Consider the following 22,364-nt stretch of genomic DNA (forward strand, 5'->3'; position numbering starts at 1 on the left):
GAATCAGCCCTCCCCGCCGTCTGCGGCATCATCCGAACCGTCTGCCGGCGCAAGGCCGGCTTCGCCCGTCACCACGCGCACCGCCTCACCGTCTGTCAGGTAGGACTGTCCCTTAACAACCACGCGGTCTCCTTCGCTCAGGCCGGAGACAATCTCCGTATCCGTTTTGCCGACAAGGCCGGTTTCCACCGTAACGCGCGTTACCGTTTCGCCGTCGCCGAAATCATCCGCCACAAAAACATACTGCTCGTCATTCTCACCGGTCAGCAGCGCTTCAGTCGGGATATGCAGCGCGTCTGCACGGCGGTTGGTGTAAAAGGTGACGGTTGCAAACGCGCCAATCGGCGGCGTGACCGTATCCGGCAGCGCAACCGAAATATCATACAGGCTGGTCTGCATATTGGCAGCCGCAGGCAGCGGCCCAATGGTGCCGTGAATGACCGTATCCCCCAGCACAGAGATCACCACATCGGCGTTTTCTCCTTCTTTAATATTGGTATACACATCCTCCGCAACCGAAACCTGCACTTCCACCTTGCCGTCCTCCGCAATAATCACCGCGGGCTGCGCCGAAGCGGCCATGCCGCCGGCCACCAGGTTAACCACCGTCAGCGTACCCGCGCAGGGAGCGGTAACCGTTCCGAGCGAAACCTGCTTATTGATCTGGTCCATGGAAGCCTGAATCTGCGCCAGCGAAGCGGTCTGCTGCGCCTGTGCAGAGGCAAGGCCTATTTTGGCCTGCTGCAGGCCCTGCTCTGCCTTGGTAACATCCTGCTGGGCCGCCGCGCCAACCTCAAACAGCGCTTTCACATTATCCACTGCAAGCTGCGCCTGCTCCACCGTAATCCGCGCGTTGGCAATCGCCTGGTCGGTCGCAGCGCGGGTCGCCGCATAGGACTGCTGAAGCGAGCCCAGTGTTGAAGTCACGGTAGAGGTATCCACCGTGAACAGGGTCTGCCCCTTTGTCACCTGATCGCCTTCCTTCACAGGAAGCGACACCACCTGTCCCGCCAGCATGGGGAACACCTGCACGGCGTTTACGGCTTCTACCTTGCCCGTCAGCGTATGTTCCGCGCTCATCTCTCCGGCAGCAACCGCCAGCACTTCAACGGCGGTGCTGGCCTTCGGCGCTTGCTCCTGCGTTTGCTGCTTGCCGCAGCCGGCGCCAAGCAGCAGTGTGCCTGCCAGCGCTGCGGCTAAAATATGTTTGCTCTTCATGTATATCCTCTCCATCGTTTGGCAGTTTACGCAGCGCCGCTCATAAAGCCGCGCGTCGCCCAGTCGTAAGTATTATATGCGGTAAACAAATCCAGCCGCGCGGTATCCAGCGCGTCCTGTTTGGCGGCCAGCTCATCCTGCGCGTCCAAATATGCATTGCGGGAAATCATGCCGCGCTGATACTGAACGGTAGCGGCGTCAAAATTCTTCTGCTGCGTCTGCAGCGCAAGCGCTGCCTCATTTTCCAGCCGTCTTTTGTCCTGCACATCGTCATACAGTGCGCGGAACGAATTGGTCACATTGTCCTTTTCCGCCTCCAGGTTGAGTTTTGCCGCCTCATACGCGTCCAGTGTCGAGGTTACATCGTCTTCATAGTCGTTGGAGGCCTCGCGCAGCGCATCCTGCTTGGACCAGATGGAATAGCTGTTCTTCAGCGCAGCCTGCAAATCCTTATCATAATCCATATCCTGCAGCTGTTTGTCCGTCACCGCAGGCACGGCCGAGGGCGTAACGGCAGTATCTGCCGCCTTGCCCAGCAGCAGTCCCAGTTGTTTTTCCGCCGCGTTCTGCTGTTTGAGCAGCGTATCCTGCTGCGCCGCCGCTGTGCGGCGCGTCTGCTTCAGATTGTCCAGCGTAAGCTGCGAGGCCATGCCGATTTCGTATTGCCGGCTGACCGTCTCAATATTTCGGTCCAGCATTGCCAGGTTGCGCTCCAGCGTATCCAGCCCGCGGTCAATGGCAATAATGCCCAGGTAGGCCGTCTGTGCGCCGACGACAAGCTGATTTTCCACATTGGCAAACTGCCGCTTATAGGTCGCTACGGTATCGTCCAGTTTCTCCTGTGCATCTTCCTCCGCATCATCCAGCGCGCCAAGGGCGGCGTTTGCCGCCGCCACGCCCGCCTGGCTGACCGCCAGGTTGGCTTTCGCTGCCGTCAGCTGCGCCTGCAGCGCCCCCTTGGTCGCTTCGTCCAAATCGGGCGTGATCGCTGCGTTGAGCGCGGCAATGGTGTTCTGATACCCCTGCACCTGCGCCTGATAGTTTTTCAGTTGTCCTTCATATTGCAGGTACTGACCGAAAAACTGTCCTTCAATATCGGTATTTTCAATGCCGGAAAGCGTTCTTTGCAGCGCCTTAACCGTCGGGTTGTTTGCGCGAACCGTTCGCTCAATCCCCGTAAAGCCCGCCTGCTGTACGGCAGACGTTCCCTGCCCGCTCCCCTCCGGCTGCGCGGCAGTCACCTCCCGCACGCCTGCGTTCTTCAAAAAGCTTTCCGCCGTACTGTCGTTCAGCTGCGCCGCGCCGGCAGGGATAACCCCCGCCGTCAACAGCATGCAGGCCAGCAGCATGCCGGTGCACATTCGCTTCATGGTCATTCTCCTGTTCTCCGTTTTACTTTACCGCATGCCGCCTTTTGGGCGGACGAAAAGCGCATCCCACGCCGCGCTGCCGCTTCGGTGTGTTATGCGCCCCACAATCCTCTGCCGGTCCGGCCCCGCATGGCCGGATCTCAAACAGTTTCTCCTTCATATACCCCTGATTTCCGCAATCCTGTTATGTCACAAGATGAAATAATTTTATCACAATGTTGTTATCCGCACAAGTGTTTGCTGGTATTATAGACATCTTTCTGCGCTTATGTCGTGTTTTTTACAAATATTTAACGCCGCCTTTTCAGGATAGCAGCTTTTGTTAGGGATGGCTAACCTTTTTTCTTTCCATTTTCAGAAAAATGTGGTATACTGATAGCAAAATAATCATAACGAGGCGAAAGCAATGACTAAAATCGACATTATTTCCGGTTTTCTTGGCGCCGGCAAGACGACGCTCATCAAGCGGCTGCTGGCGGACGCTCTCAAGGGCGAGCAGGTCGTGCTGATTGAAAATGAGTTTGGTGAAATCGGCATTGACGGCGGTTTTCTGAAGGACTCCGGCATTGTCGTCAACGAGATGAACGCAGGCTGTATCTGCTGCTCGCTTGTGGGCGACTTTGGGCAGGCTCTGCACGATGTGGTCGACCAGTACCATCCGGACCGCATCCTGATCGAGCCCTCCGGCGTGGGCAAGCTGTCGGATGTAATCGCGGCTGTACAGAATGCGCACCTGGACGTGCAGCTCAACTCTTTTGTAACGGTTGTTGACGCGCTCAAGGCAAAGATGTACCTGAAAAACTTTGGCGAATTCTTTGAAAATCAGGTAGCGCATGCCGGCTGCATCCTGCTTTCCCGCACGGCGGAATGTCCTGCAAAGCGTCTGGAGGAAACGGTTGCCCTGCTGCGCGGGCTGAACGCACACGCGCGCATTGTCACAACGCCCTGGAAGGACCTGACCGGTCTTCAGCTGCTGGAAACCATGGAAGGCAGCCGCGATCTGGTGGCAGAAGTGCTTGAGGAAATTGCGCATACGCCGCACCATGAGCACCACCATCATGCGCATGAGCATGAGCACGAGCACCATCCCGACCATGCACATGAGCACGAACACGAGCACCATCCCGACCATGCACATGAGCACGAACACGAACATCACCACGAACATGAGCATGAGCACGAGCATGCACATCACCACGAACACGGTCCGGACTGCACCTGCGGCTGCCATGACCATGACCATCATCATCACGACCACGACTGCGGCTGCGGCCACGACCATGACGCGGACGAGGTCTTCACCTCCTGGGGCCGCGAAACGACGCGCAAGTACACCGAAGCCGGCCTGCTGGCCGCGCTGACCGCGCTCGGCGATCCGTCTCTTGGCACGGTGCTGCGCGCCAAGGGCATTGTGCCGGATGAAAACGGCGGTGAGTGGCTGCACTTTGACTATGTGCCGGGCGCGCCCGAAATCCGCCGCGGCGCCGCCGATTATACCGGCCGCCTGTGCGTCATCGGCTCGGCGCTGGACGAAGAGCGGATTACCGCGCTGTTCGGTCTGGAATAAGGGAGGCCCTGTTATGGAGCGTATTCCCGTATATGTTTTCACCGGCTTTCTGGAAAGCGGAAAAACCAGCTTTATCCGTGAAATTCTTTCCGACCCCAATTTTACCGAAGACGAGATTTCCCTGCTCATTCAGTGCGAAGAAGGCATTGAGGAGTTTGACGAGGACGAGCTGAAACAATACCGCACCGTTCTGGAGGTCATAGACGACCCCAAGCGTCTGACCCCCAACGTGCTCAAGCGGCTGGAGCAGAAATGTAGGCCCGACCGCATTCTGATCGAACTGAACGGCATGTGGAGCCTGGAAACGGCAGTAAACGCATTTCCGGCCCGCTGGGAGCTCTGTCAAATCGTCACCACGGTTGACGCCGGCACCTTTGCATTATATTCGCAAAACCTTGGCCCCATGATGTTCGAGCACATTTCCACTGCCGATCTTGTGGTCTTCAACCGCTGTACGGATGAACTCAAACAGATGCTGTATGACAAGAGCATCAACGCAATGAATCCGCGCGCCACCATTTATCTGGACGATGTGGACGGCAATTCCGAGGATTATGCCCGCCATCTGCCGCTGCCGTTTGATATCGACGCCGATGTGATCGACATCGGCGCGGAGGATTATGGTCTGTGGTATCTGGACGCAACCAGCGAGCCGGAGAAATACCGCGGCAAGACCGTCCGTTTTCTGGCGCAGGTCTATAACGGAAGCAACGTCCCTGCCGGCTCTTTCGTGCCCGGCCGGTTCGGCATGGTATGCTGCGCGGAGGACATCAGCTTTCTCGGTTTCGTATGCCGCTATCCGGCCGCCGGCCAGCTGAAAATGCGCGACTGGGTGCGTGTGACCGCATCCATTACCGTTGAGGAACTGCCGGAATACCGCGGCGAAGGGCCTGTGCTGCACGCTATTGAGGTTGTGCCCGCCGAAAAGCCCGCAGACGACTTGGTTTACTTCAACCGGTAAGCCCTGCGCCTGCATGCAGCCAACCCGCTGCGTCCTTTCACACAAAAAGACCGTGTATCCCGGCAGGAATACACGGTCTTTTCTCTTCTGTAAACGCTTCTCTGTGTGCTGCCGCTTCCGCACGAACTGCCTGCGGCTTTGCTCAGTCCAGCGCAGGAAGTGTGGCAAAGCCCTCTGCCAGCTCCGCGTCAGTCGGCACATGATTGCGCATCCGTCCGTTGTGATACGCCTCGTATGCCGCCATATCAAAATACCCTGTGCCCGTCAGACCGAACAGGATGGTCTTGGCCTCGCCCGTCTGCTTGCAGCGAAGCGCTTCGTCAATCGCGCAGCGGATGGCGTGCGAGGATTCGGGTGCAGGCAAGATGGTTTCAACCTTGGCGAACTGCACCGCAGCCTCAAATACATCGGTCTGTTTAACCGAAACCGCCTCCATATACCCATCGTGGTACAGCTTGGAAAGAATCGGGCTCATACCGTGGTAACGCAGGCCGCCCGCGTGGTTGGGCGCGGGCATAAAGCCGTTGCCCAGCGTGTACATCCGCGCCAGCGGGGTGACGTGGCCGGTGTCGCAGAAATCATACGCATACCTGCCGCGGGTAAACGACGGGCAGGAGGCCGGTTCGACCGCGATGATGCGCGGGTCCGCGCGTCCCAGCAGCTTATCCTGCATAAACGGTGCGATCAGCCCGCCCAGATTGGAGCCGCCGCCCGCACAGCCGATGACAATATCCGGATATTCGTCCAGCAGCTCCATTGCCTGCTTGCTTTCCAGCCCGATGATCGACTGGTGCAGCAGCACCTGATTGAGCACCGAACCCAGCACATAGCGGTAGCCCTCATGCGTGGCGGCCATTTCCACCGCTTCGGAGATCGCGCAGCCGAGCGAGCCGCCGGTTGTCGGGTCATGTGCAAGGATGGCGCGTCCCGCCTCGGTTGTATCCGACGGCGAGGGCGTCACATCCGCCCCAAAAGTCTGCATGACCGCCTTGCGGTAGGGCTTCTGCTCATAGGACACCTTAACCATAAACACCTTGAGATCCAGCCCGAAATACGCGCACGCTTCGGACAGTGCCGTGCCCCACTGGCCTGCGCCCGTCTCGGTCGTCAGGCCCTTGAGTCCCTGCTCCCTGGCATAGTACGCCTGCGCGATGGCCGAATTGAGTTTGTGGCTGCCCGATGTATTATTGCCCTCAAACTTATAATAGATCTTTGCGGGGGTGCCGAGCGCCTTTTCCAGATTGTACGCGCGGCAGAGCGGCGAGGGACGGTACAGCTTATACATATCGAGCACCGGCTCGGGGATATCAAAATAGCGGGTGGTGCTGTCGGTTTCCTGCTGGGCCAGCTTTTCGCAGAAAATGGGATACAGCGCCTCGGTCGGCAGCGGCTCATGCGTGCCGGGATGAATCAGCGGGGCGGGCTGTTCCTTCATATCAGCCCGCAGGTTGTACCACCGGCGCGGCATCTGGTCTTCGGTCAGGTACAGTCTGTGCGGAATTTTTGCCATGATGGGTTCTCTCCTTTTTCATATTGGTGGGTTGACAGTTGACGCGCCGGAACGGGGATACAAAAAAACTCCCGTCCCCTGTGTAAAACACACATGGGACAGGAGTACAATACTCTTGCGGTACCACCCAAGTTGACGCAAAAATGCGCCCGCTCACTTTCGCACATCCGACAGTGTACGCTCCCCTGATAACGGGCGGAGTCCCCGTCGCAGATACTCGGGATATCATCCCTTTCGCCTTGCCCTGATAAAGTCCATTCACCGGGGCCTTGCCTGCCGCGATTTCACCGCCCGTGGCTCTCTGAAAGGTTTGGTTTCCCTGCTACTCGTCTTCGTCATTGGTTTTTCGGTATGGACACAGTATATTCTCATTTTCCCGCTTTGTCAACCATAATTTGAGAAAATTTTAATAAATTTATCTTCATTTTTTCTCACAGTTTTCTTTCTGCTCAAGCGCATGTACCCGTTTTTCCAACTCCAGGTTATGCAGCCACAGGCGGACGATGCTGGTCAGCAGCGCCGCAAGGCACAGCGTATACAGCACAAATCCCCGCTCGACGGAAAAATCCTGACAGAAATAGATCAGCCATGCGCTCGGCACCAGGCACAAAACGAACGTAAAAAGACAACTCTGCATAATTTTCCCTCCTTTTATCCTGTTTTCAGTATAGCATAGTGTACGAGAACGTGTCAACCTTCTTGCTGTGTACGGTCCGCTGTGCTATAATCAAAGCCGAACAGAAAATCCGAGGAAAGGACGGTGCGCCATGCGCATCATCGAAGGCGAAAATGAACTGCTGCTGACCTGCCAATCCACACAGGACGGCATCACCATCCTGCGCTGCGAAACGCAGGACGATACCGTGCGCCTGCCCGCAGAGATTGACGGTTATCCGGTGACGGCGCTCAGCGCCTATGCGCTTTCCGAACGCGCCCCCGACCTGACCGGACAGGCCTGCTTTCCGGTTCGTGTGACCTGCGGCGGTCCCGCGCCGGTACACAATGCGGACGCGGTGCGGCAGTGCATCCTGCCTGCCGGTGTGCGCAGCATCGGCAGCTACGCTTTTTACAACTGCCGGCGGCTGGAGGGACTGACGCTCCCCGCCGCGCTCACCGCAATCGGCGGCGGACTGCTGATGAACTGCCGCGCCCTGCGCACCATTGCGCTGTGCGCCGCCCCGGACGCATCCACCTGCCTGCCCAAACTGCTCGGCGAAACCGCCGCCGAGATCGACGTATCTTTCGAACACAGCGCGCGCCTCATCTTCCCTGCCTATTCGGAGGAGCTGGAAGACCTTTCCCCCGCGCATATCTTCCAGCGCCGCATTCACGGAGCGGGCTACTATTACCGCCAGTGCTTTGCGGACGGCAGGCTGCGCTTTGCCGAATATGACCGCGCCCTGTCCGAGCTGCTGGAGCGGCACGATTTTGCCGCAGCCGTCCGTGTCGCGGTTCGCCGCCTGGCGCAGCCCTACGCGCTGAGCGATGCGGCGCGCGAAGCATATCTGACCTGCCTGCGCGCACACGGCCGCGCCTTCGCCTGCGAGCGGGCCGCTGCGGGCGACAGTGCTGCGCTGCATTTTCTGCTGTCGCTCGGCGTGCTGGACGCACCGGCCGTCGCCGCCGCGTGCAACGCTGCCCGTGCCGGCGGACAGACCGCTGCGCTCTCCGTGCTGCTGGCTGCAAACGGCGGCAAACAGGCTGCCGGGCGGGCAAAATCCTTTGACCTGTAACCACCCAGCCTGCAAGGAGGTGTTTTCCCATGCCCCAATCCGAACAATGGAGCCGCATCGGGCGGGAGATCCTGTTTTCCGCCCGCACCGAACTGTATATGAGCCTGCCCTTTCTGGATGCGGCGGTTTCCTCGCTTGCCATCACAGAAGGATACGATACCCCTACGCTGGCAACCGACCTCAATCACCTGTATTACAGCGGCGCATGGCTTGCCCAGCAGTATGAACGCGGCCGGACGAATGTCAACCGCGCCTACCTGCACACGGTATTCCACTGTCTGCTGCGCCATCCGGCCAAAGCGCACGGACGCGACCGCGCCCTGTGGGATCTGGCGTGCGATGTAGCAGTTGAAAGCATCATAGATGCACTCGACTACCGCTGCCTTGCCGCCGGGCATCCCTCGGTGCGGCGGCAAAACCTGTACCGCCGTCTGCGCGAAGCGCTTCCTGTGCTGACTGCCGAAGCGGTCTACCGCCAATTCCGGCGCGACCGCCTGAGCAGCTACGACTGCGCTGCGCTGGCGCGTGTATTCGCCGTGGACGACCACGCCCTGTGGCCCGAAGAGGGCGATGACGAACAGGAAAAGCAGTGGCAGCGCCGCGCCGAGCGCACCCAAACCGCTATGGAGACCGTTTTTTCCAATCAGGCGGCAGGCGGGGAAGCCGTGCGCGAACAGCTTGCAGTTTCCACCCGCGGCACGGTTGATTACCGCGCCTTTCTGCGCCGCTTCACTGCCCTGCGGGAAGAGGTTGCCATTGATGCGGACGCTTTTGATTACGGCTACTATGCCTATGGTCTGCGGCATTTCGGCAACATGCCGCTGATCGAACCGCTCGAAACGCGCGAGACCCGCAAAATCGAGGATCTTGTCATTGCAATCGATACCTCCATGTCCACCTCGGGCGAGCTGGTGCGCAGCTTTCTGTCCTACACCTACACACTGTTGCAGGACCGCGAGAGCTTTTTCCGTCACATCAACCTGCGCATTTTGCAGTGCGATGACCAGCTCCGCTCGGACAAACGCATCACCAATGCACGCGAACTGGCCGACTATATGGCGCAGTTCGAGCTGATCGGCCAGTCCGCAACCGATTTTCGTCCGGTTTTCGCGCATGTTGACCGGCTGATCGCCGAAGGCGCATTCCACCGGCTACGCGGCCTGCTGTATTTTACCGACGGGCTGGGTATCTACCCCAGCCGGCGTCCCCGGTACGATGCGGCCTTCCTCATGCTGGAGGGACAGGCTTACCCGGATCAGGTACCGCCGTGGGGCATCCGCGCCGTGCTGCGGGAGGAAGAGCTGACCATGCCGTAACCGGTCATCCCCCGCTTTCCAACCCATACAAGGAGCAACAGCCATATGAATATCAAACGAGCCAAAAACGAGATTAAAAACACCCTGCGCGCCTATTTTGCGCGGGATGCCTTCGGTGTTTACCGCATCCCGCCCATCCGGCAGCGCCCGATTCTGCTGATGGGCCCGCCGGGCATCGGCAAAACGCAGATCATGGAGCAGATCGCCGAGGAGACCGGCGTGGGGCTGGTCGCCTATACGCTGACCCACCACACCCGCCAATCCGCGCTCGGCCTGCCCTATATCGACCACCAGACCTTTGACGGGCAGGAATACGCCGTTACCTCCTACACCATGAGTGAGATCATCGCCTCGGTCCACCGCGAGATCGCCCGCACCGGTGTTCAGGAGGGCATCCTGTTCCTCGACGAGATTAACTGCATTTCGGAAACCCTTACCCCGATGATGCTGCAATTTTTACAGTGCAAAACCTTCGGCAACCAACAGCTTCCCGCCGGATGGGTGGTCGTAGCTGCCGGCAATCCGCCGGAGTACAATAAGTCCGTGCGCGAATTTGATGTCGTCACGCTCGACCGCGTTAAGCGCATTGATGTGGAGGAGGATTTTGCCGTCTGGAAGGAATACGCCTACCGGCGCGGCATCCACGGCGCGATCCTGTCCTATCTGGAGATCCGCCGCGAGCATTTTTACCGTGTGGAGACCACAGCGGACGGTATGCAGTTTGTCACCGCGCGCGGCTGGGAGGACCTGTCCGAGCTGATGCAGGTATATGAATCGCTCGGTCTGCCGGTCGACCGGCAGGTTGTCGGGCAGTACCTGCAGCTTCCCCGCGTGGCAAGCGATTTTGCCGGCTATTTGCAGCTATATGAAAAATACAAGCGCGTTTACCGTGTGGACGAAGTGCTGCGCGGCACATGGGAGCCTTTGCGCGCTTCCGAGCTGGCAGGCGCACCGTTTGACGAAAAGCTGGGCGTGCTCAGCCTGCTGCTGACCCGTCTGGCAGACGGCGCGCGTGAACTGTACCGTCTGGATGCGCTGACCGATGCCCTGCACGGCGATCTTACCGCCATCCGCGACGGCAGCGCCACGCTGGATGCCCTGCTGGACGACCGGCAGGCAGCGCTCACACGCCGCCGCGCCGCCGGTTCGACTGACCGTGACGCCCTGCTGACAGCAGCCCGCGAGATCGAACGGCTGGAAGCGTTCCGCACCCATCTCCGGCAGCAAAGCATTCCTGCCGCGCAGGCGTTTGACTGCCTGAAAGCGCTGTTCGCAGAAGATGTACAGTCCCGCGCGGCTGCCGTCGAACAAACCGATACGCAGATCGCCAACGCCTTCGCCTTTCTCGGCGCGGCCATTCCAGACAGCCAGGAGCTGGTGCTGTTTGCCACCGAGCTGACGGCAAACTTCTTCACCTCGTGGTTCATTCAGAACTTCGGCAGCGAAGCGTATTTTGCGCACAACAAGCGCCTGCTTTTTGATGACACACACAGTCGGCTGCTGGATGAAATCCACCAGGCCAAAAACGAATAATCCGGCAAAGGGAGCGGCTTTTCAGCCGCTCCCTGTATTTCCATCCAATCATCCGGCTGCAAAAGCAGCTTGTGCGCGCCAGACTGCCTGCGCGGCAGGCCCGCCCGCTGCTTATGGGTCTTCTTTCGCAAATCTTAAGAATTCTCTTCCGGTTTTCCTTCGTTTTTGCTGCTATACTGCACAATAAGGGAGGAAAAATCACCATGAACAAATTACTGCTGAACGGGTACGAGCTGCTTACCGTGCTGCTTGCCTTTGCCGTGCTGTACGGCGCTATGCGGCACAAATCCCCCGCCTGCCGCGGCGCGTTTTCTTTTATTCTGCTGCTGGCGTTTGCCGTCTATCTGTGCGGTGCGCTCCATTACACCGGCGCAGGCACACTGTATGAACTGCTCCGCCGCGGCTTTGTGCTGCGCCCTGCCGCCATCAATCTGCTGCCCTTTTCCCGGCGGATTGACGTTGCAGGATACCTGCTCAACATTGTGCTGCTCCTGCCGTTCGGCATGCTGGCGCCGCTCATCTGGCCGCGCCTGCGCAGGATCGGAAGAACGGCTGCGGCGGGTGCGCTGTTTTCCCTGCTGATTGAAATCAGTCAGCTCTTTACCAGCCGCCGTCCGGATGTGGACGATTTGCTGCTTAACACGCTTGGCGCTGTGCTTGGCTGGCTGCTGTATCGTCTGCTGCCGGCGCGTTTGCGGGAGCGGCAGCAGGCCTGTCCGTTTTCTCCCGCCTGGGTGGTTGCCCTGCTGTTTCTTGGCCGGTTTCTGCTGTTTGATGAGCTGGGCGCTGTCAGCCTTCTGTATTTTTAAGTCCGGCTTGTGCAAAAAAGAACGGGTATCCTTTTCCGGATACCCGTTTTCTTTTTTTATTTTTCCCGCAGAAGCGCGGTTCGGATGACGCCTTTGGGGTCTTTTGCCAGCAGCATAACCAGCCAGATCACCAGCCCAAATGCCACGGCAGACAACCCGAGAAACGCATCGTTCAGCATATCCGCAGCAGCCGGCATAAAGTAGGCCGCGCCCTCTTCTGCATACGCAAACACCGCGTCCACCAGCCACATCAGCGATGCACCCCAGTACATGCAGCACAGGGTGCCAAGCTTCAGCCGGTTATCCGGCAGCCGGAAATACCACGCCGCTGTGCTGATTACTGCGGCAAACACCGTAATCAGCAGCGTCATACCGTTTCCCCCTCTTCCGCAGCATGCGCCTGCTGCAGCGCGCGCTTTTCCATCGCACCATAAACCAGCACGGCAGCTGCCCAAACAGCCGTCACCAGCAGGGCCATCGCCACGCCGGCGGTCGCCATTTCATGCAGCATCGCGGCTGCGTCCACCGGATTTTCCATGGCGGACAGGAATGGGAAATAGGGAACCACTTCGCCGTGCCACACATGCTCAAACGCCAGCAGCGCAGAGCCGCCCCACAGCAGGTTGGACAGCCACTTGAGCTTGCGCGAAAACGGCAGTCTGCGCGCAGGCGCGGACGTTTGCTCCTGTGCGGACGTCTCTTCCTTTGCCTCCAGCACCTTGGCGGCAATCGTTGTCACAACCGCCTCGGCGGTCGGAACGAGAAAACATGCCATAATTCTTTCCTCCTTTGATTTCGATATCCGGTTACAGCGTTACGCCGTCTTTAAAAATCGCAATATCGCGGAAGCCTGCCAGTTCGGTTTTGGACGGCTGTCCACCGGCAATGGCAAGCACCAGTGCAAACAGGCGCTTTGCCGCGTCTGCAATCGGCTCGCCGTCTGCCACCGTGCCCGCATCAAAATCAATCCAGCCGCTCTTTCTTGCAGCAAGCTGGCTGTTGCTGGCAATTTTCACGGTCGGCGCAGGCGCGCCGAACGGCGTACCGCGTCCTGTGGTGAACAGCACCATATGTGCGCCCGCCGCCGTCATCGCCGTGGCCGATACCAAATCGTTGCCCGGCCCGTACAGCATGGTCAGGCCGCGCTTTGTCACCGTCTCACCATAGCCAATCACGTCCACAATCGGTGCCGTGCCGCCCTTCTGCACACAGCCGCAGGACTTATCTTCCAGCGTGGTAATGCCGCCCTTTTTGTTGCCGGGCGAGGGGTTTTCATACACCGTTTCATGGTGGCTGATGAAATAATCCTTGAAACCGTTGAGCATGTGCGCCGCTTTATCGAACACCGCGCGGTCCTCGCAGCGCGGCAGCAGCATGCCCTCCGCGCCGAACATTTCCGGCACTTCGGTCAGCACGGTGGAACCGCCGCGCGCAATCATCATATCGCTGAACACGCCGACGGTCGGATTGGCGGTCACGCCGGAAAGGCCGTCCGAACCGCCGCACTTCAGGCCAATCACCAGCTCGCTCACCGGAATCGGCTGGCGGCTGAACTGCGCGGCATAGTCCGCGCACTGCTCCAGCAGCGTGCGGGCCGCAGCAAACTCATCCTCTACATCCTGGCAGGTCAGAAAACGGATGCGTTCCGCATCGTATTCGCCCAGCTCCTCCACAAACTGGTCATGCTGCAAATTCTCACAGCCCAGACTCAGCACAAGCACTGCGCCTGCATTCGGATGCTTTGCCAGCGCCGCCAGCAGCTTGCGGGTCTGCGCATGGTCCGCACCCGTCTGCGAGCATCCGTAAGGATGCGCGAAGGTGTAAAGTCCGTCAATGGAGCCGCGCACCAGGTCCTGATTGTCCGCAACCATTTTCTTCGCCACATCGTTAACGCAGCCAACGGTCGGAATAATCCAAATCTCATTGCGCACGGCCGCGCGTCCGTCACGGCGGCGGTAACCCATAAAGGTTTCCGGCTCAACGGGCTCCAGCCGCGGCGAGGCCGGCGCATAGGCGTATTCCTCCTCGCCCGAAAGGTTGGTCTTCATATTATGGGTATGCACCCAGCGGCCGGTCTGGATATCCGCCGTCGCCCTGCCGATCGGGTAGCCGTACTTGACGACAGCTTGCCCCTCTGCAATAGGCGCAAGCGCAATTTTATGGCCCTGCGGAATATCCTCAGCCGCCGTTACGGTTATGCCGCCGGCCGCCAGCGTTTCGCCCTGCGCCACCGGATGCAGCGCAACGGCCACATTGTCTTTATCTGTTATGCGAATAAACTTTGTCATACCGTTCTCCCTTACAGGCAGGAGGCAAACGCCGCCTCCGCGCCTTCGGTGCGAATCTTGTTCAGACCGTCCAGCACAGCCTGCTCCAGACCGGCAATCTGAGACAGATCACGGTCCCACATCTGCTGGTTGGTCAGCACAGCGTGTACCAGGTCGGCTGCGCTGTCATCCTTATGATTCCAGTAAAACTCCAGCGCCCAACGGTCGTCCGAGCAGGTGTAGGTATTGCCCTTCGGCCGCTTGCAGACCAGGCCTGCGTCGGTCAGCTCCTGCACATCGCTGGAATAAAACGCAATATACGCCGAAAGGCTCATCGTCAGGCAGACCGGCAGCTTGCCGTTCTTCTCAATATACTCCAAAAAGCTCGGCATGTTGCGCGCCTTCCACTTGGAGGTGGAGTTGAGCGAAATGCTCATCAGCTCATGGTTGACAAAGGGGTTGTTGAAACGGTCCTGCACTGCGGCGGCAAACTGCTTGCAGTCCTCCTGATCGAGCGGCAGAATCGGCACAACTTCCTCATACAGCATCTTGTTCATAAAGCTGCGGATGGTGTCGTCCTCCATGCACTCGCGCACAATATCCTTGCCCGCAAGGTACGAACCAAGGGTAAAGCCCGTGTGCGCGCCGTTAAGGATACGCACCTTTCTCTTCTTATAGGGCGTAACATCGGGTACAACCGGGCAGTTGAGACCGGATTTCCGGAACGGCAGCTGCTCTTCCAGCCATGCCGGTCCCTCGATGTTCCACACGCCGAACACCTCGCCCACATCGATCAGGTCGTCCTGGTAGCCGTTTTCTTCATTCAGACGCTTGACTTCTTCCGCATCCTTGATGCGGCCGGGCACAATGCGGTCCACCAGCGTGGAGCAGAACGTGCACGCACCGCACCAATCCTTGAATTCGGCTTCCAGTCCCCACTGCGCAATGTACTGGCCGACGCATTTTTCCAGCTCCTTGCCGTTGTTGTCGATCAGCTCGCAGGAGAGGATGACAACCGGCTTTTTGCCGGCCTTGAAGCGGGCATAGAGCACCTGCGTCAGCTTGGCGGGGAAGGAAGACGGCGGGCAGTCGTCCTTCTGGCAGGCCGGATCGTACACGATGCCGGCCTCCGTGGTGTTGGACACAATGTATTCCAGGTCATCCGATACGGCAACCTGCATCATCGCGTCGTAATCCGCCTTTTCATAGGGGTTCAGGCAGCGGGAAACCGAGGAAATCACGCGCTTGCGGTCCACCTTTTCTCCGTTTTCGCGGCCGCGCAGATACAGGGTATAAAGGCCCTGCTGTTCATTGATCTGCTTTGCCAGGCCCATCTCAATCGGCTGCACCAAAACCGCCTTGCCGTTGAAGCCCACCTTTTCGTTGGCCATATCAAACCAGTAATCCACGAAGGCTCTCAAGAAGTTGCCTTCGCCAAACTGTAAAATCTTTTCCGGGGCTTTTTCTAGGAAATAACCCTGATATCCGGATTTTTTCAGCACTTCATAATTCAGTTTTTCCATTGCCGCTCCTCCTCAATACATCAAATTTACCACAAGTTTCCGTCCTCGTCAAACGGCAGATATTCGGGTTCGGATTCAATCGTCAGGTTCGGGTCTGCCTGCGCCTGCTCCCAGTAGGATTCAGACAGCATGATGTGCTCCAGGTGCAGGCTGTTCGGAATGCGCACAACGCGCGGATTCGTCTTATCAATCTCATTGCAGCTCTTAATGCAGACCTGAATGCACTCCCTGTCGCTCTCCATCACAATCGGAATGCGCACGCCGCCCAGCACCGTGCAGGTGATCGCATTGGGATACATGGAAGCCAGATCCAGCTGGTCGAATACGCGCTTGGTCGTCGCGCTCGAGTAGCCGAGGCCAATGCCGTTGCCATGCGTCTCCGGGCTCAGGTCAAGCACGGCCACACGCTGCGACACAATGCCGCCCGTCGCATATTCCGAGCAGAACGTACCCGTGATATTGGGGTCCATGCCGTCGCCGCTGAAGTTCTTGCCAATCTGGTCCACCACAAGCACATCGCACTCGTCCACCAGAATGCGCGGCATATAGCTGAACGCTTCCTTGAGCAGTTCCGGTTCCACCGCGTCAATATCCTCGGCTGCAACCGCAGTGATTTTGCAGGTCTCGTCAAAGGCGTTTTCAATCGTGGGCACGCCAAACAGAATCGGCGCATTTTTCAGAATGCACCGGCCGAACAGCGGCACATTTTTGGCCATGTTTTTAAAGCCTTCCTCATGCACCTGTTCTGCGCCGTGCTGTTTGCCCAAGCCAATCGCCATCATCTTCATCAGGCCGCTCTCATAGGGGCCGCGGAACGCTGTATGCGGCTTGACGCGGCATCCCAGAATGATACCGTCTGCTTCGGCTGCATTTTTATCAATGTAGACGTCCTTGCCCTCTTCGTTGACGCCGATCTTCTTGACCTCCATTGAAGAAATAATCGGGCAGCCGACGTATTCCTCCACAATACCGTAGCCTGCCAGAATTTCACGCTGGCCTTCGGCAGTGGCGCCGCCATGGCTGCCCATTGCCGGCACGATAAAGGGGTGCGCGCCGCGGGATTTGCAGAAATCTGCGATGCACTTGGTCGTCAGCGCAACATTTGCCACCCCGCGGGAGCCTGCCGTGATGGCAATGCGCATGCCCGGCTTGACGCGGGACGCAAACTTTTCTTCACTCAGCAGGTTTTCAATAATGCCGGGAATATCCGCAGGATCAATGCGCGGGCGCGGAAAGCTCTGGCGCACACGGAACATTTTTGGAATATGGGTATCTTTTACCAAATCCGCAACCAAAGGTCGGTCTCTCATATTTGAACCTCCATTCAATGCTTTCAAAGCCCGGCTGCCTGTCCGGCGCTTGTGCGACGGCGGTGCCGGGCTTTGTTTTTAGTATACCAGATTTACAAGGAAAGTGGAAAGGGGCGGGAAGTAAGTAAGCAAAATAATATCCAGCGCAAACAGTGCGTAGAACGGTATCGCTTCCTTAATAAACTCCTTTGTCGGGCACTTGGTAATACCGCAGGTGACAAACATCAGCGTGCCCATGGGAGGCGTAAACGCGCCGATGGTGCAGTTGAAAATATACACCATTGCAAAATGGATGGGGTCAATGCCGAACGCCATCGCAACCGGATGGAGCAGCGGCCCCAGCACGATCATCGAGGCGTTGCCCTCAACAAACATGCCGACAATAATCAGGAAGATGTTGACAACCAGCAGGAAAACATATTTGCTGTCAATCGCGCTGGTCATCCAGTTGGCAAACATCTGCGGAATCTGTTCCTTGGTCAGAATCCAGGAGAAGCAGGACGCCGCCGCAACAATCAGCATGATGGAGCTGGTGGTCGTTACGGTTTCCTTGCAGCCCTTGGCGAAATCGCGCTTGTTCATTTCCTTGTAGCCGATGCCCAGTGCAAGTGCGTAAACAATTGCAACCGTACCGGCTTCCGTTGCGGTGAACACGCCGATGCGCACGCCGCCGATGATGATGATCGGCAGCAGCATGGGCAGAATGGCAGGCTTAATGGCAAACCACTTTTCGCGTGCCGGAATCTTTTCGGTGCGAAGCGGCTCATAACCGCGCTTCTTCGATACGAAATGCGTGAAGATCATCAGCGTAATGGTCAGAAATACGCCAGGGCCAATACCGGCGACAAACAGCTTGCCAACCGAGATATTGTTGATGCACGCGTAAATGATCAGGCCGGTTCCGGGAGGAATCAGCGGCACAACCATGCCGGACGCTGCGGTAATAACGGTCGAAAACGCCTTGGAGAAGCCGTGCGCTTCCATCGAAGGAACCAGCATCTTGGCTTCCATCGCGGCATCCGCCAGCGAGGAGCCCGACAGGCCGCCCATCAGGGTGGACAGCAGAATATTTACCTGCGCCAGACCGCCGGGCATACGGGAGGTCAGCACGGCGCAGCAGTCCATGATACGGCGGGTAACGCCCGTGTAGTTCATAAATACGCCGGCCATAACAAAGAACGGAATCGCCAGCAGGGACAGGCCCTGTGCGCCGGTCAGCGTCTGCTGGGCAAAAATCATCGCGTTGGTCGCCGGATTGCCAAGAAAATACACGGCAGAAGCTGCCAGAATTGAAATATATACCGGCACCTTCAGGAACAGCAGAACCAGCAGAAGAATGCAGGAGACACCAATGATATTCATTATTTCTTCGCCTCCTCAAACTCTTCGTCGGTAATGGCTTCAATGGTTTCCTGCTCCGTATAATGGAAGAAGTTCACCAGAATAAAGTTGAACACCTGCCAGATACAGGAAACCGGAACGATGCAGTAAATTGCAATATACGAAATATGCAGAATCGCCGTGGTACGGCCGCTGGCAGCGAATACATTCATGTACTGAATGGACAAATAGCCCAAAAATACCAGCGTCAGCACAGTAACAATCAAAATCAGAACGTTGATTACTTTTTTCAGTGCTTTGGGGAAAAATTCATAAAAAACTTCAATGGCTGCATGGTTGGCCGTGCGGAACGCTGCGCCCGCCGCGCCAAAGATAACCCATATAATCAGGGCTGCCTGCACCTCCTCAATCCAGGAGAAGGGCATGCCTAAAATATAGCGGGAGACAACGCCGCCGAATGTGACGCCAACCAGCAGACACATTGCAACGGATGCAATCACCACGTCAATATTCAACAGCCATACTTTCCAGTTTTGCTGCTGCTTCATTGGGAAACCCCCTATTTCTATTTGGATACCGGCAGTTTTCCTGCCTAAAAAACGTCAAAGAGAGGCAGAGGGGCGGAAACTCGTTCCGCCCCTCCGTAACATGAATTGGTCAAGCGCCGAACGGCTTGTGGTATTAATCTTGCGTATCAGTCTCAGGCAGCCGCGATCGCCTTAACGGTATCGTACAGGCCTTCAGTCCAGCCCATGGCCTCGGTTGCGCCTTCAAAGAACTTCTGCGCAGCTTCAACCCAGGCAGCCTTGTCTTCTTCGGTCAGCTCGTAAACCGTAACGCCGGCATCAATCATGCCCTGCTCGGCCTCAGCGGTCGCTTCGTCGTACAGGTCGTTGTTCATCAGGCCGGCTTCGTCCGCGCACTCCATCAGAATCTGCTGCTGCTCTTCGGTCAGGGTGCTGAAGAAGGTTTCGCCGCAAATCCACATGGAGGTGGCGAGGATGTGCTCGTTCTTGCACAGATACTTGGCAACTTCCTGGAAGGAACGGTTGTACAGAGAGGTGATCGGGTTTTCAACAGCGTCAATCGTGCCGCCGCTCATCGCCTGGTAAACGTCGCCCATATCCATGCCGACCGCAGTAGCGCCAAGGTCCTCAAAGCTGGTGGTGGACAGGTCGTTGGAAGAAACACGCATCTTCAGGCCAGCAAGGTCTGCCGGCGTATGTACCGGCTTGATGGACAGAATGTCGCGCGCGCCGTAAATCCAGTTGGAGGACAGAACGCGCAGGCCGCCGGTGGAAGCCAGCTGATCGCACAGATCTGCGTACCAGTCGCTGTCCAGAACCTTCCACAGCTCGTCCCAGCTCTCAAATGCATACGGTGCATAGAAGAAGCCGAAGTCCTTGACGCCGTAATCCGCCAGGAACGCGCCGTCTGCAACGGTGATAACGTTCTCGCCCATCAGCATCTGGTCGATCAGGTCGTTCTTCTTGCCCAGGGTGGAGTTCGGGAACAATTCAAGCTTGATGGAACCGCCGGACTTTTCCTCAACCAGCTCTTTCCACTTTTCGCAGGCCTTGGCAGCCGGCTCGGTAACAGCGTTCTCATAGCCTACGTTGATGGTAACTGCATCCGCTGCCGCAGCATCATCGCCTGCATCAGCGGCAGTATCGCCTGCACCGGTGTCCGCAGCGGCGTCCTTGTCTCCGCTTCCGCCGCAGGCGGTCATACCCAGTGCCATTGCGCCGCAAAGAAGCGCGGCAAGCAGTCTCTTGGTCGTTGCTTTCATAATGATTCTCCTTTTCTCATCCATTTCTTTTTTTATTCCGCTTTATCTGAACGTTTCCGCTCAGGTAAAGTCGATTACAACTTTCAGCATTTTGCCGGCATTTGCCGCAAAGTCTTCAAATGCCTTGGGCGCATCTTCAAACGCATAAGTATTGGTCACAATCTTTTCCAGATCAATGCCGCCCGCCTTTACCAGATCAATCAGTTCCAGAAAATCTTTTTTCATCGCGTTGCGAGAACCATAGATGTTCAGTTCCTTCTTCTGAATAATGGTAAAGAAGAAATCGTCAATATTGCGTTTGGAAACGCCGATCAGAACTACGCGCGCGCCAAAGCAGGCTGCGTCAATGCAATTCTGGAAGGTCTGCGGCATACCAACCGCCTCAATCGTTACATCAAAGCCGTCGCCGTTCGTCAGTTCTGCAACCGCCTTCTCAAAGGCCTCAGGCGACTCGTTGAGCAGCTTATGGTCCAGACCGAAGGTCTTGTATGCATAGTCAAGCTTATCCGGCGCCACATCGCAGATGGTAACTTCCGCACCCTTTGCCTTGGCGGCCACTGCGGCCAGTACGCCGATCGTGCCCGCGCCGACAACCAGCACACGCTCGCCCTGCTTGACATCCGCACGGGCCACGCCGTGATAGCTGATGCAGAACGGCTCAATCAGCGTCAGCACCTTGGGGTCCAGCCCCTTGCCGTCATAGATGCGCTCCACCGGCATGGTGATATATTCAGCAAACGCGCCTTCCCGCTGTACGCCCATCGTCTGGTTATCCGTGCAGGCGTTTACCAGCCCGCGGCGGCAGGAATAACATTCGCCGCAGTTAAAATACGGATTGCAGGTGACGATCATACCGGGTTTCAGTCCCTGCTCATTCTCGTCAATCTCGATAATCTCGGCCGAGAATTCATGGCCGGGAATACGCGGATACGATACATAAGCGTTCGCGCCGCGGTAGGAGCCGAGGTCGCTGCCGCAGATGCCGCCGTAAAGCAGCTTAAGAAGCGCCTCTCCTTTTTTGCGGACCGGCTTTTCAATCTCTCGAATTGTAACACAGCCGGGCTCCTGAATGCAAATTGCTTTCATTTTTACATGGCCTCCGTTTTTATTTTCAGACCGCCGCACCCCCCTTGGGGACGGCAGTCCTCTTGTCTTAACTCTTATATTTCTCTTGCATTTCTCATATATTTTTCTTGTGCTCAACTTGTATCCTACGACTGCATTATAAACTCCTCTTTGCTATATGTCAACTCAATTTTGAGATTTTCTTGTCAAAATTGTCGTTTTAAATAATTATCTGTCCATCTGTCTGTTCATAATCACGAATTTGCAATTCTTTTTCTCAGCGACCATTGCAAAAACTCCTTTTTAGTTGTATTATAGGTTGTATTAGAAAAAATACATGATGTATCCCACATCGTCAAGGAGGGTCAGAATGCCTGCTTCCAAGAAACAATCCATGCAGTCCACTGCCTACGATTTTATCAAGAAAAAAATAACCACCTGCGAATACGCGCCCAACCAGATGTTGAGCGAATCTCTGCTGCAGGCAGAGCTCGGATTTTCGCGTACCCCTGTGCGGGAGGCCATCAGCCGGCTGGCGCAGGAAGGGCTGCTGAAAGTCTTCCCCAAGCGCGGCATCGTCGTTTCCGGATTTACCTTCAGCGATATCAACATGATTTTTGAAGTACGCACACTGGTTGAACCCTATACCCTGCTGAATTATGGTATCAAACTTAACCTGGATGAAATCGCGCGTTTTTCCAAACGGCTTCAAGCCGAGTGTGCCGCGTCGTTCGATTCCTCCTTTTACCAGGTGGACGACGAATTTCACTCCATGCTGGTGGCTGTTCTGCCCAACGTTTATCTGCGCGAGCTGTATAACCGTATTCAGACGCAAAACATCCGCCTGCGTATCATGAGCGGCCAGCATACTGCAAACCGTCTGGCCGAAACCAACGAAGAACATCTGCAGATTCTGTCCGCCTGCCTGGCGCAGGACTGGCAGGCAGCCGCGCAGGCCATGGCGCTGCATTTGCAGCGCTCGAAGGAAGCCTCGCTGGCTGCGCTGATGCAGGGCGATGTGAGCGCACAAATCATTTAGTTACAACAGAAAG

The 22,364-nt window shown here is 57.1% G+C and carries 20 protein-coding genes; 7 read left to right on the top strand and 13 right to left on the bottom strand.

Going from position 1 to position 22,364, the window contains the following annotated elements; all coding sequences use genetic code 11:
* Nucleotides 1–3: 3 nt before the first annotated feature.
* Both ACOYIE_RS00785 and ACOYIE_RS00790 read right to left on the bottom strand, forming a co-directional pair.
* Complete coding sequence (locus ACOYIE_RS00785; RefSeq protein ID WP_433409932.1) at nucleotides 4–1,218, bottom strand: efflux RND transporter periplasmic adaptor subunit; 1,215 nt, start codon at nucleotides 1,216–1,218, stop codon at nucleotides 4–6.
* A 26-nt stretch (nucleotides 1,219–1,244) separates the two neighbouring features.
* On the bottom strand, nucleotides 1,245–2,588 hold the full coding sequence (locus tag ACOYIE_RS00790) for a TolC family protein (RefSeq protein ID WP_433409934.1): 1,344 nt from the start codon (nucleotides 2,586–2,588) through the stop codon (nucleotides 1,245–1,247).
* Nucleotides 2,589–2,994: 406 nt separating this feature from the next.
* Here ACOYIE_RS00790 and ACOYIE_RS00795 point away from each other — a divergent pair, with 406 nt between their 5' ends.
* Together ACOYIE_RS00795 and ACOYIE_RS00800 are read left to right on the top strand one after the other, a co-directional pair.
* Nucleotides 2,995–4,155 (top strand): GTP-binding protein, encoded by a 1,161-nt coding sequence (locus ACOYIE_RS00795; protein ID WP_433409935.1) that lies wholly within the window; start codon nucleotides 2,995–2,997, stop codon nucleotides 4,153–4,155.
* 13 nt (nucleotides 4,156–4,168) lie between these two features.
* Complete coding sequence (locus ACOYIE_RS00800) at nucleotides 4,169–5,116, top strand: TIGR03943 family putative permease subunit (protein ID WP_433409936.1); 948 nt, start codon at nucleotides 4,169–4,171, stop codon at nucleotides 5,114–5,116.
* Between the two features lie 142 nt (nucleotides 5,117–5,258).
* Here the strand turns inward: ACOYIE_RS00800 and ACOYIE_RS00805 are convergent, their stop codons facing one another.
* Together ACOYIE_RS00805 and ACOYIE_RS00810 are read right to left on the bottom strand one after the other, a co-directional pair.
* Complete coding sequence (locus tag ACOYIE_RS00805; RefSeq protein ID WP_433409938.1) at nucleotides 5,259–6,626, bottom strand: TrpB-like pyridoxal phosphate-dependent enzyme; 1,368 nt, start codon at nucleotides 6,624–6,626, stop codon at nucleotides 5,259–5,261.
* 421 nt (nucleotides 6,627–7,047) lie between these two features.
* The gene (locus ACOYIE_RS00810) at nucleotides 7,048–7,263 is read right to left on the bottom strand and encodes a hypothetical protein (protein ID WP_433409940.1); all 216 of its coding nucleotides are present in this window, start codon (nucleotides 7,261–7,263) and stop codon (nucleotides 7,048–7,050) included.
* 130 nt (nucleotides 7,264–7,393) lie between these two features.
* Here ACOYIE_RS00810 and ACOYIE_RS00815 point away from each other — a divergent pair, with 130 nt between their 5' ends.
* The 4 genes from ACOYIE_RS00815 (at nucleotide 7,394) to ACOYIE_RS00830 (ending at nucleotide 12,017) form a co-directional block, all read left to right on the top strand.
* Nucleotides 7,394–8,359, top strand: coding sequence for a leucine-rich repeat protein (locus ACOYIE_RS00815; RefSeq protein WP_433409941.1), 966 nt, complete (start codon nucleotides 7,394–7,396; stop codon nucleotides 8,357–8,359).
* Between the two features lie 29 nt (nucleotides 8,360–8,388).
* Nucleotides 8,389–9,675: a vWA domain-containing protein gene (locus tag ACOYIE_RS00820; protein ID WP_433409942.1), complete on the top strand. Its 1,287-nt coding sequence runs from the start codon at nucleotides 8,389–8,391 to the stop codon at nucleotides 9,673–9,675.
* Between the two features lie 45 nt (nucleotides 9,676–9,720).
* Nucleotides 9,721–11,208, top strand: coding sequence for an ATP-binding protein (locus ACOYIE_RS00825; RefSeq protein WP_433409943.1), 1,488 nt, complete (start codon nucleotides 9,721–9,723; stop codon nucleotides 11,206–11,208).
* A 203-nt stretch (nucleotides 11,209–11,411) separates the two neighbouring features.
* A complete protein-coding gene (locus ACOYIE_RS00830; RefSeq protein ID WP_433409945.1) occupies nucleotides 11,412–12,017 on the top strand; it encodes a VanZ family protein in 606 nt (201 codons plus the stop codon).
* A gap of 56 nt (nucleotides 12,018–12,073) precedes the next feature.
* Here ACOYIE_RS00830 and ACOYIE_RS00835 read toward each other — a convergent pair whose 3' ends face one another.
* The 9 genes from ACOYIE_RS00835 to ACOYIE_RS00875 all read right to left on the bottom strand — a co-directional run bounded on the left by ACOYIE_RS00835 (nucleotide 12,074) and on the right by ACOYIE_RS00875 (nucleotide 21,333).
* Complete coding sequence (locus ACOYIE_RS00835) at nucleotides 12,074–12,388, bottom strand: hypothetical protein (protein ID WP_433409947.1); 315 nt, start codon at nucleotides 12,386–12,388, stop codon at nucleotides 12,074–12,076.
* A complete protein-coding gene (locus tag ACOYIE_RS00840) occupies nucleotides 12,385–12,792 on the bottom strand; it encodes a hypothetical protein (protein ID WP_433409949.1) in 408 nt (135 codons plus the stop codon). Before ACOYIE_RS00840 ends, ACOYIE_RS00835 begins: the two co-directional genes overlap by 4 nt.
* A gap of 31 nt (nucleotides 12,793–12,823) precedes the next feature.
* On the bottom strand, nucleotides 12,824–14,305 hold the full coding sequence (locus ACOYIE_RS00845; protein WP_433409950.1) for a UxaA family hydrolase: 1,482 nt from the start codon (nucleotides 14,303–14,305) through the stop codon (nucleotides 12,824–12,826).
* Between the two features lie 11 nt (nucleotides 14,306–14,316).
* Nucleotides 14,317–15,807 (bottom strand): tagaturonate reductase, encoded by a 1,491-nt coding sequence (locus ACOYIE_RS00850; RefSeq protein ID WP_433409951.1) that lies wholly within the window; start codon nucleotides 15,805–15,807, stop codon nucleotides 14,317–14,319.
* Between the two features lie 26 nt (nucleotides 15,808–15,833).
* Complete coding sequence (locus ACOYIE_RS00855) at nucleotides 15,834–17,117, bottom strand: lactate racemase domain-containing protein (RefSeq protein ID WP_433409953.1); 1,284 nt, start codon at nucleotides 17,115–17,117, stop codon at nucleotides 15,834–15,836.
* Nucleotides 17,118–17,195: 78 nt separating this feature from the next.
* Complete coding sequence (locus ACOYIE_RS00860) at nucleotides 17,196–18,479, bottom strand: TRAP transporter large permease (protein WP_433409955.1); 1,284 nt, start codon at nucleotides 18,477–18,479, stop codon at nucleotides 17,196–17,198.
* Nucleotides 18,479–19,006: a TRAP transporter small permease gene (locus tag ACOYIE_RS00865; protein WP_433409957.1), complete on the bottom strand. Its 528-nt coding sequence runs from the start codon at nucleotides 19,004–19,006 to the stop codon at nucleotides 18,479–18,481. The genes ACOYIE_RS00860 and ACOYIE_RS00865 overlap by 1 nt, the downstream gene beginning before the upstream one ends.
* 152 nt (nucleotides 19,007–19,158) lie before the next feature.
* Nucleotides 19,159–20,247: a C4-dicarboxylate TRAP transporter substrate-binding protein gene (locus tag ACOYIE_RS00870; RefSeq protein WP_433409958.1), complete on the bottom strand. Its 1,089-nt coding sequence runs from the start codon at nucleotides 20,245–20,247 to the stop codon at nucleotides 19,159–19,161.
* Between the two features lie 60 nt (nucleotides 20,248–20,307).
* Nucleotides 20,308–21,333 (bottom strand): zinc-binding alcohol dehydrogenase family protein, encoded by a 1,026-nt coding sequence (locus ACOYIE_RS00875; RefSeq protein WP_433409960.1) that lies wholly within the window; start codon nucleotides 21,331–21,333, stop codon nucleotides 20,308–20,310.
* A 349-nt stretch (nucleotides 21,334–21,682) separates the two neighbouring features.
* Between ACOYIE_RS00875 and ACOYIE_RS00880 the strand changes: the two genes are divergently transcribed.
* A complete protein-coding gene (locus ACOYIE_RS00880) occupies nucleotides 21,683–22,351 on the top strand; it encodes a GntR family transcriptional regulator (protein WP_433409962.1) in 669 nt (222 codons plus the stop codon).
* Nucleotides 22,352–22,364 lie beyond the last annotated feature (13 nt).

It is taken from the genome of Agathobaculum sp., assembly GCF_050946325.1.
Classification (GTDB): Bacteria; Bacillota; Clostridia; order Oscillospirales; family Butyricicoccaceae; genus Agathobaculum.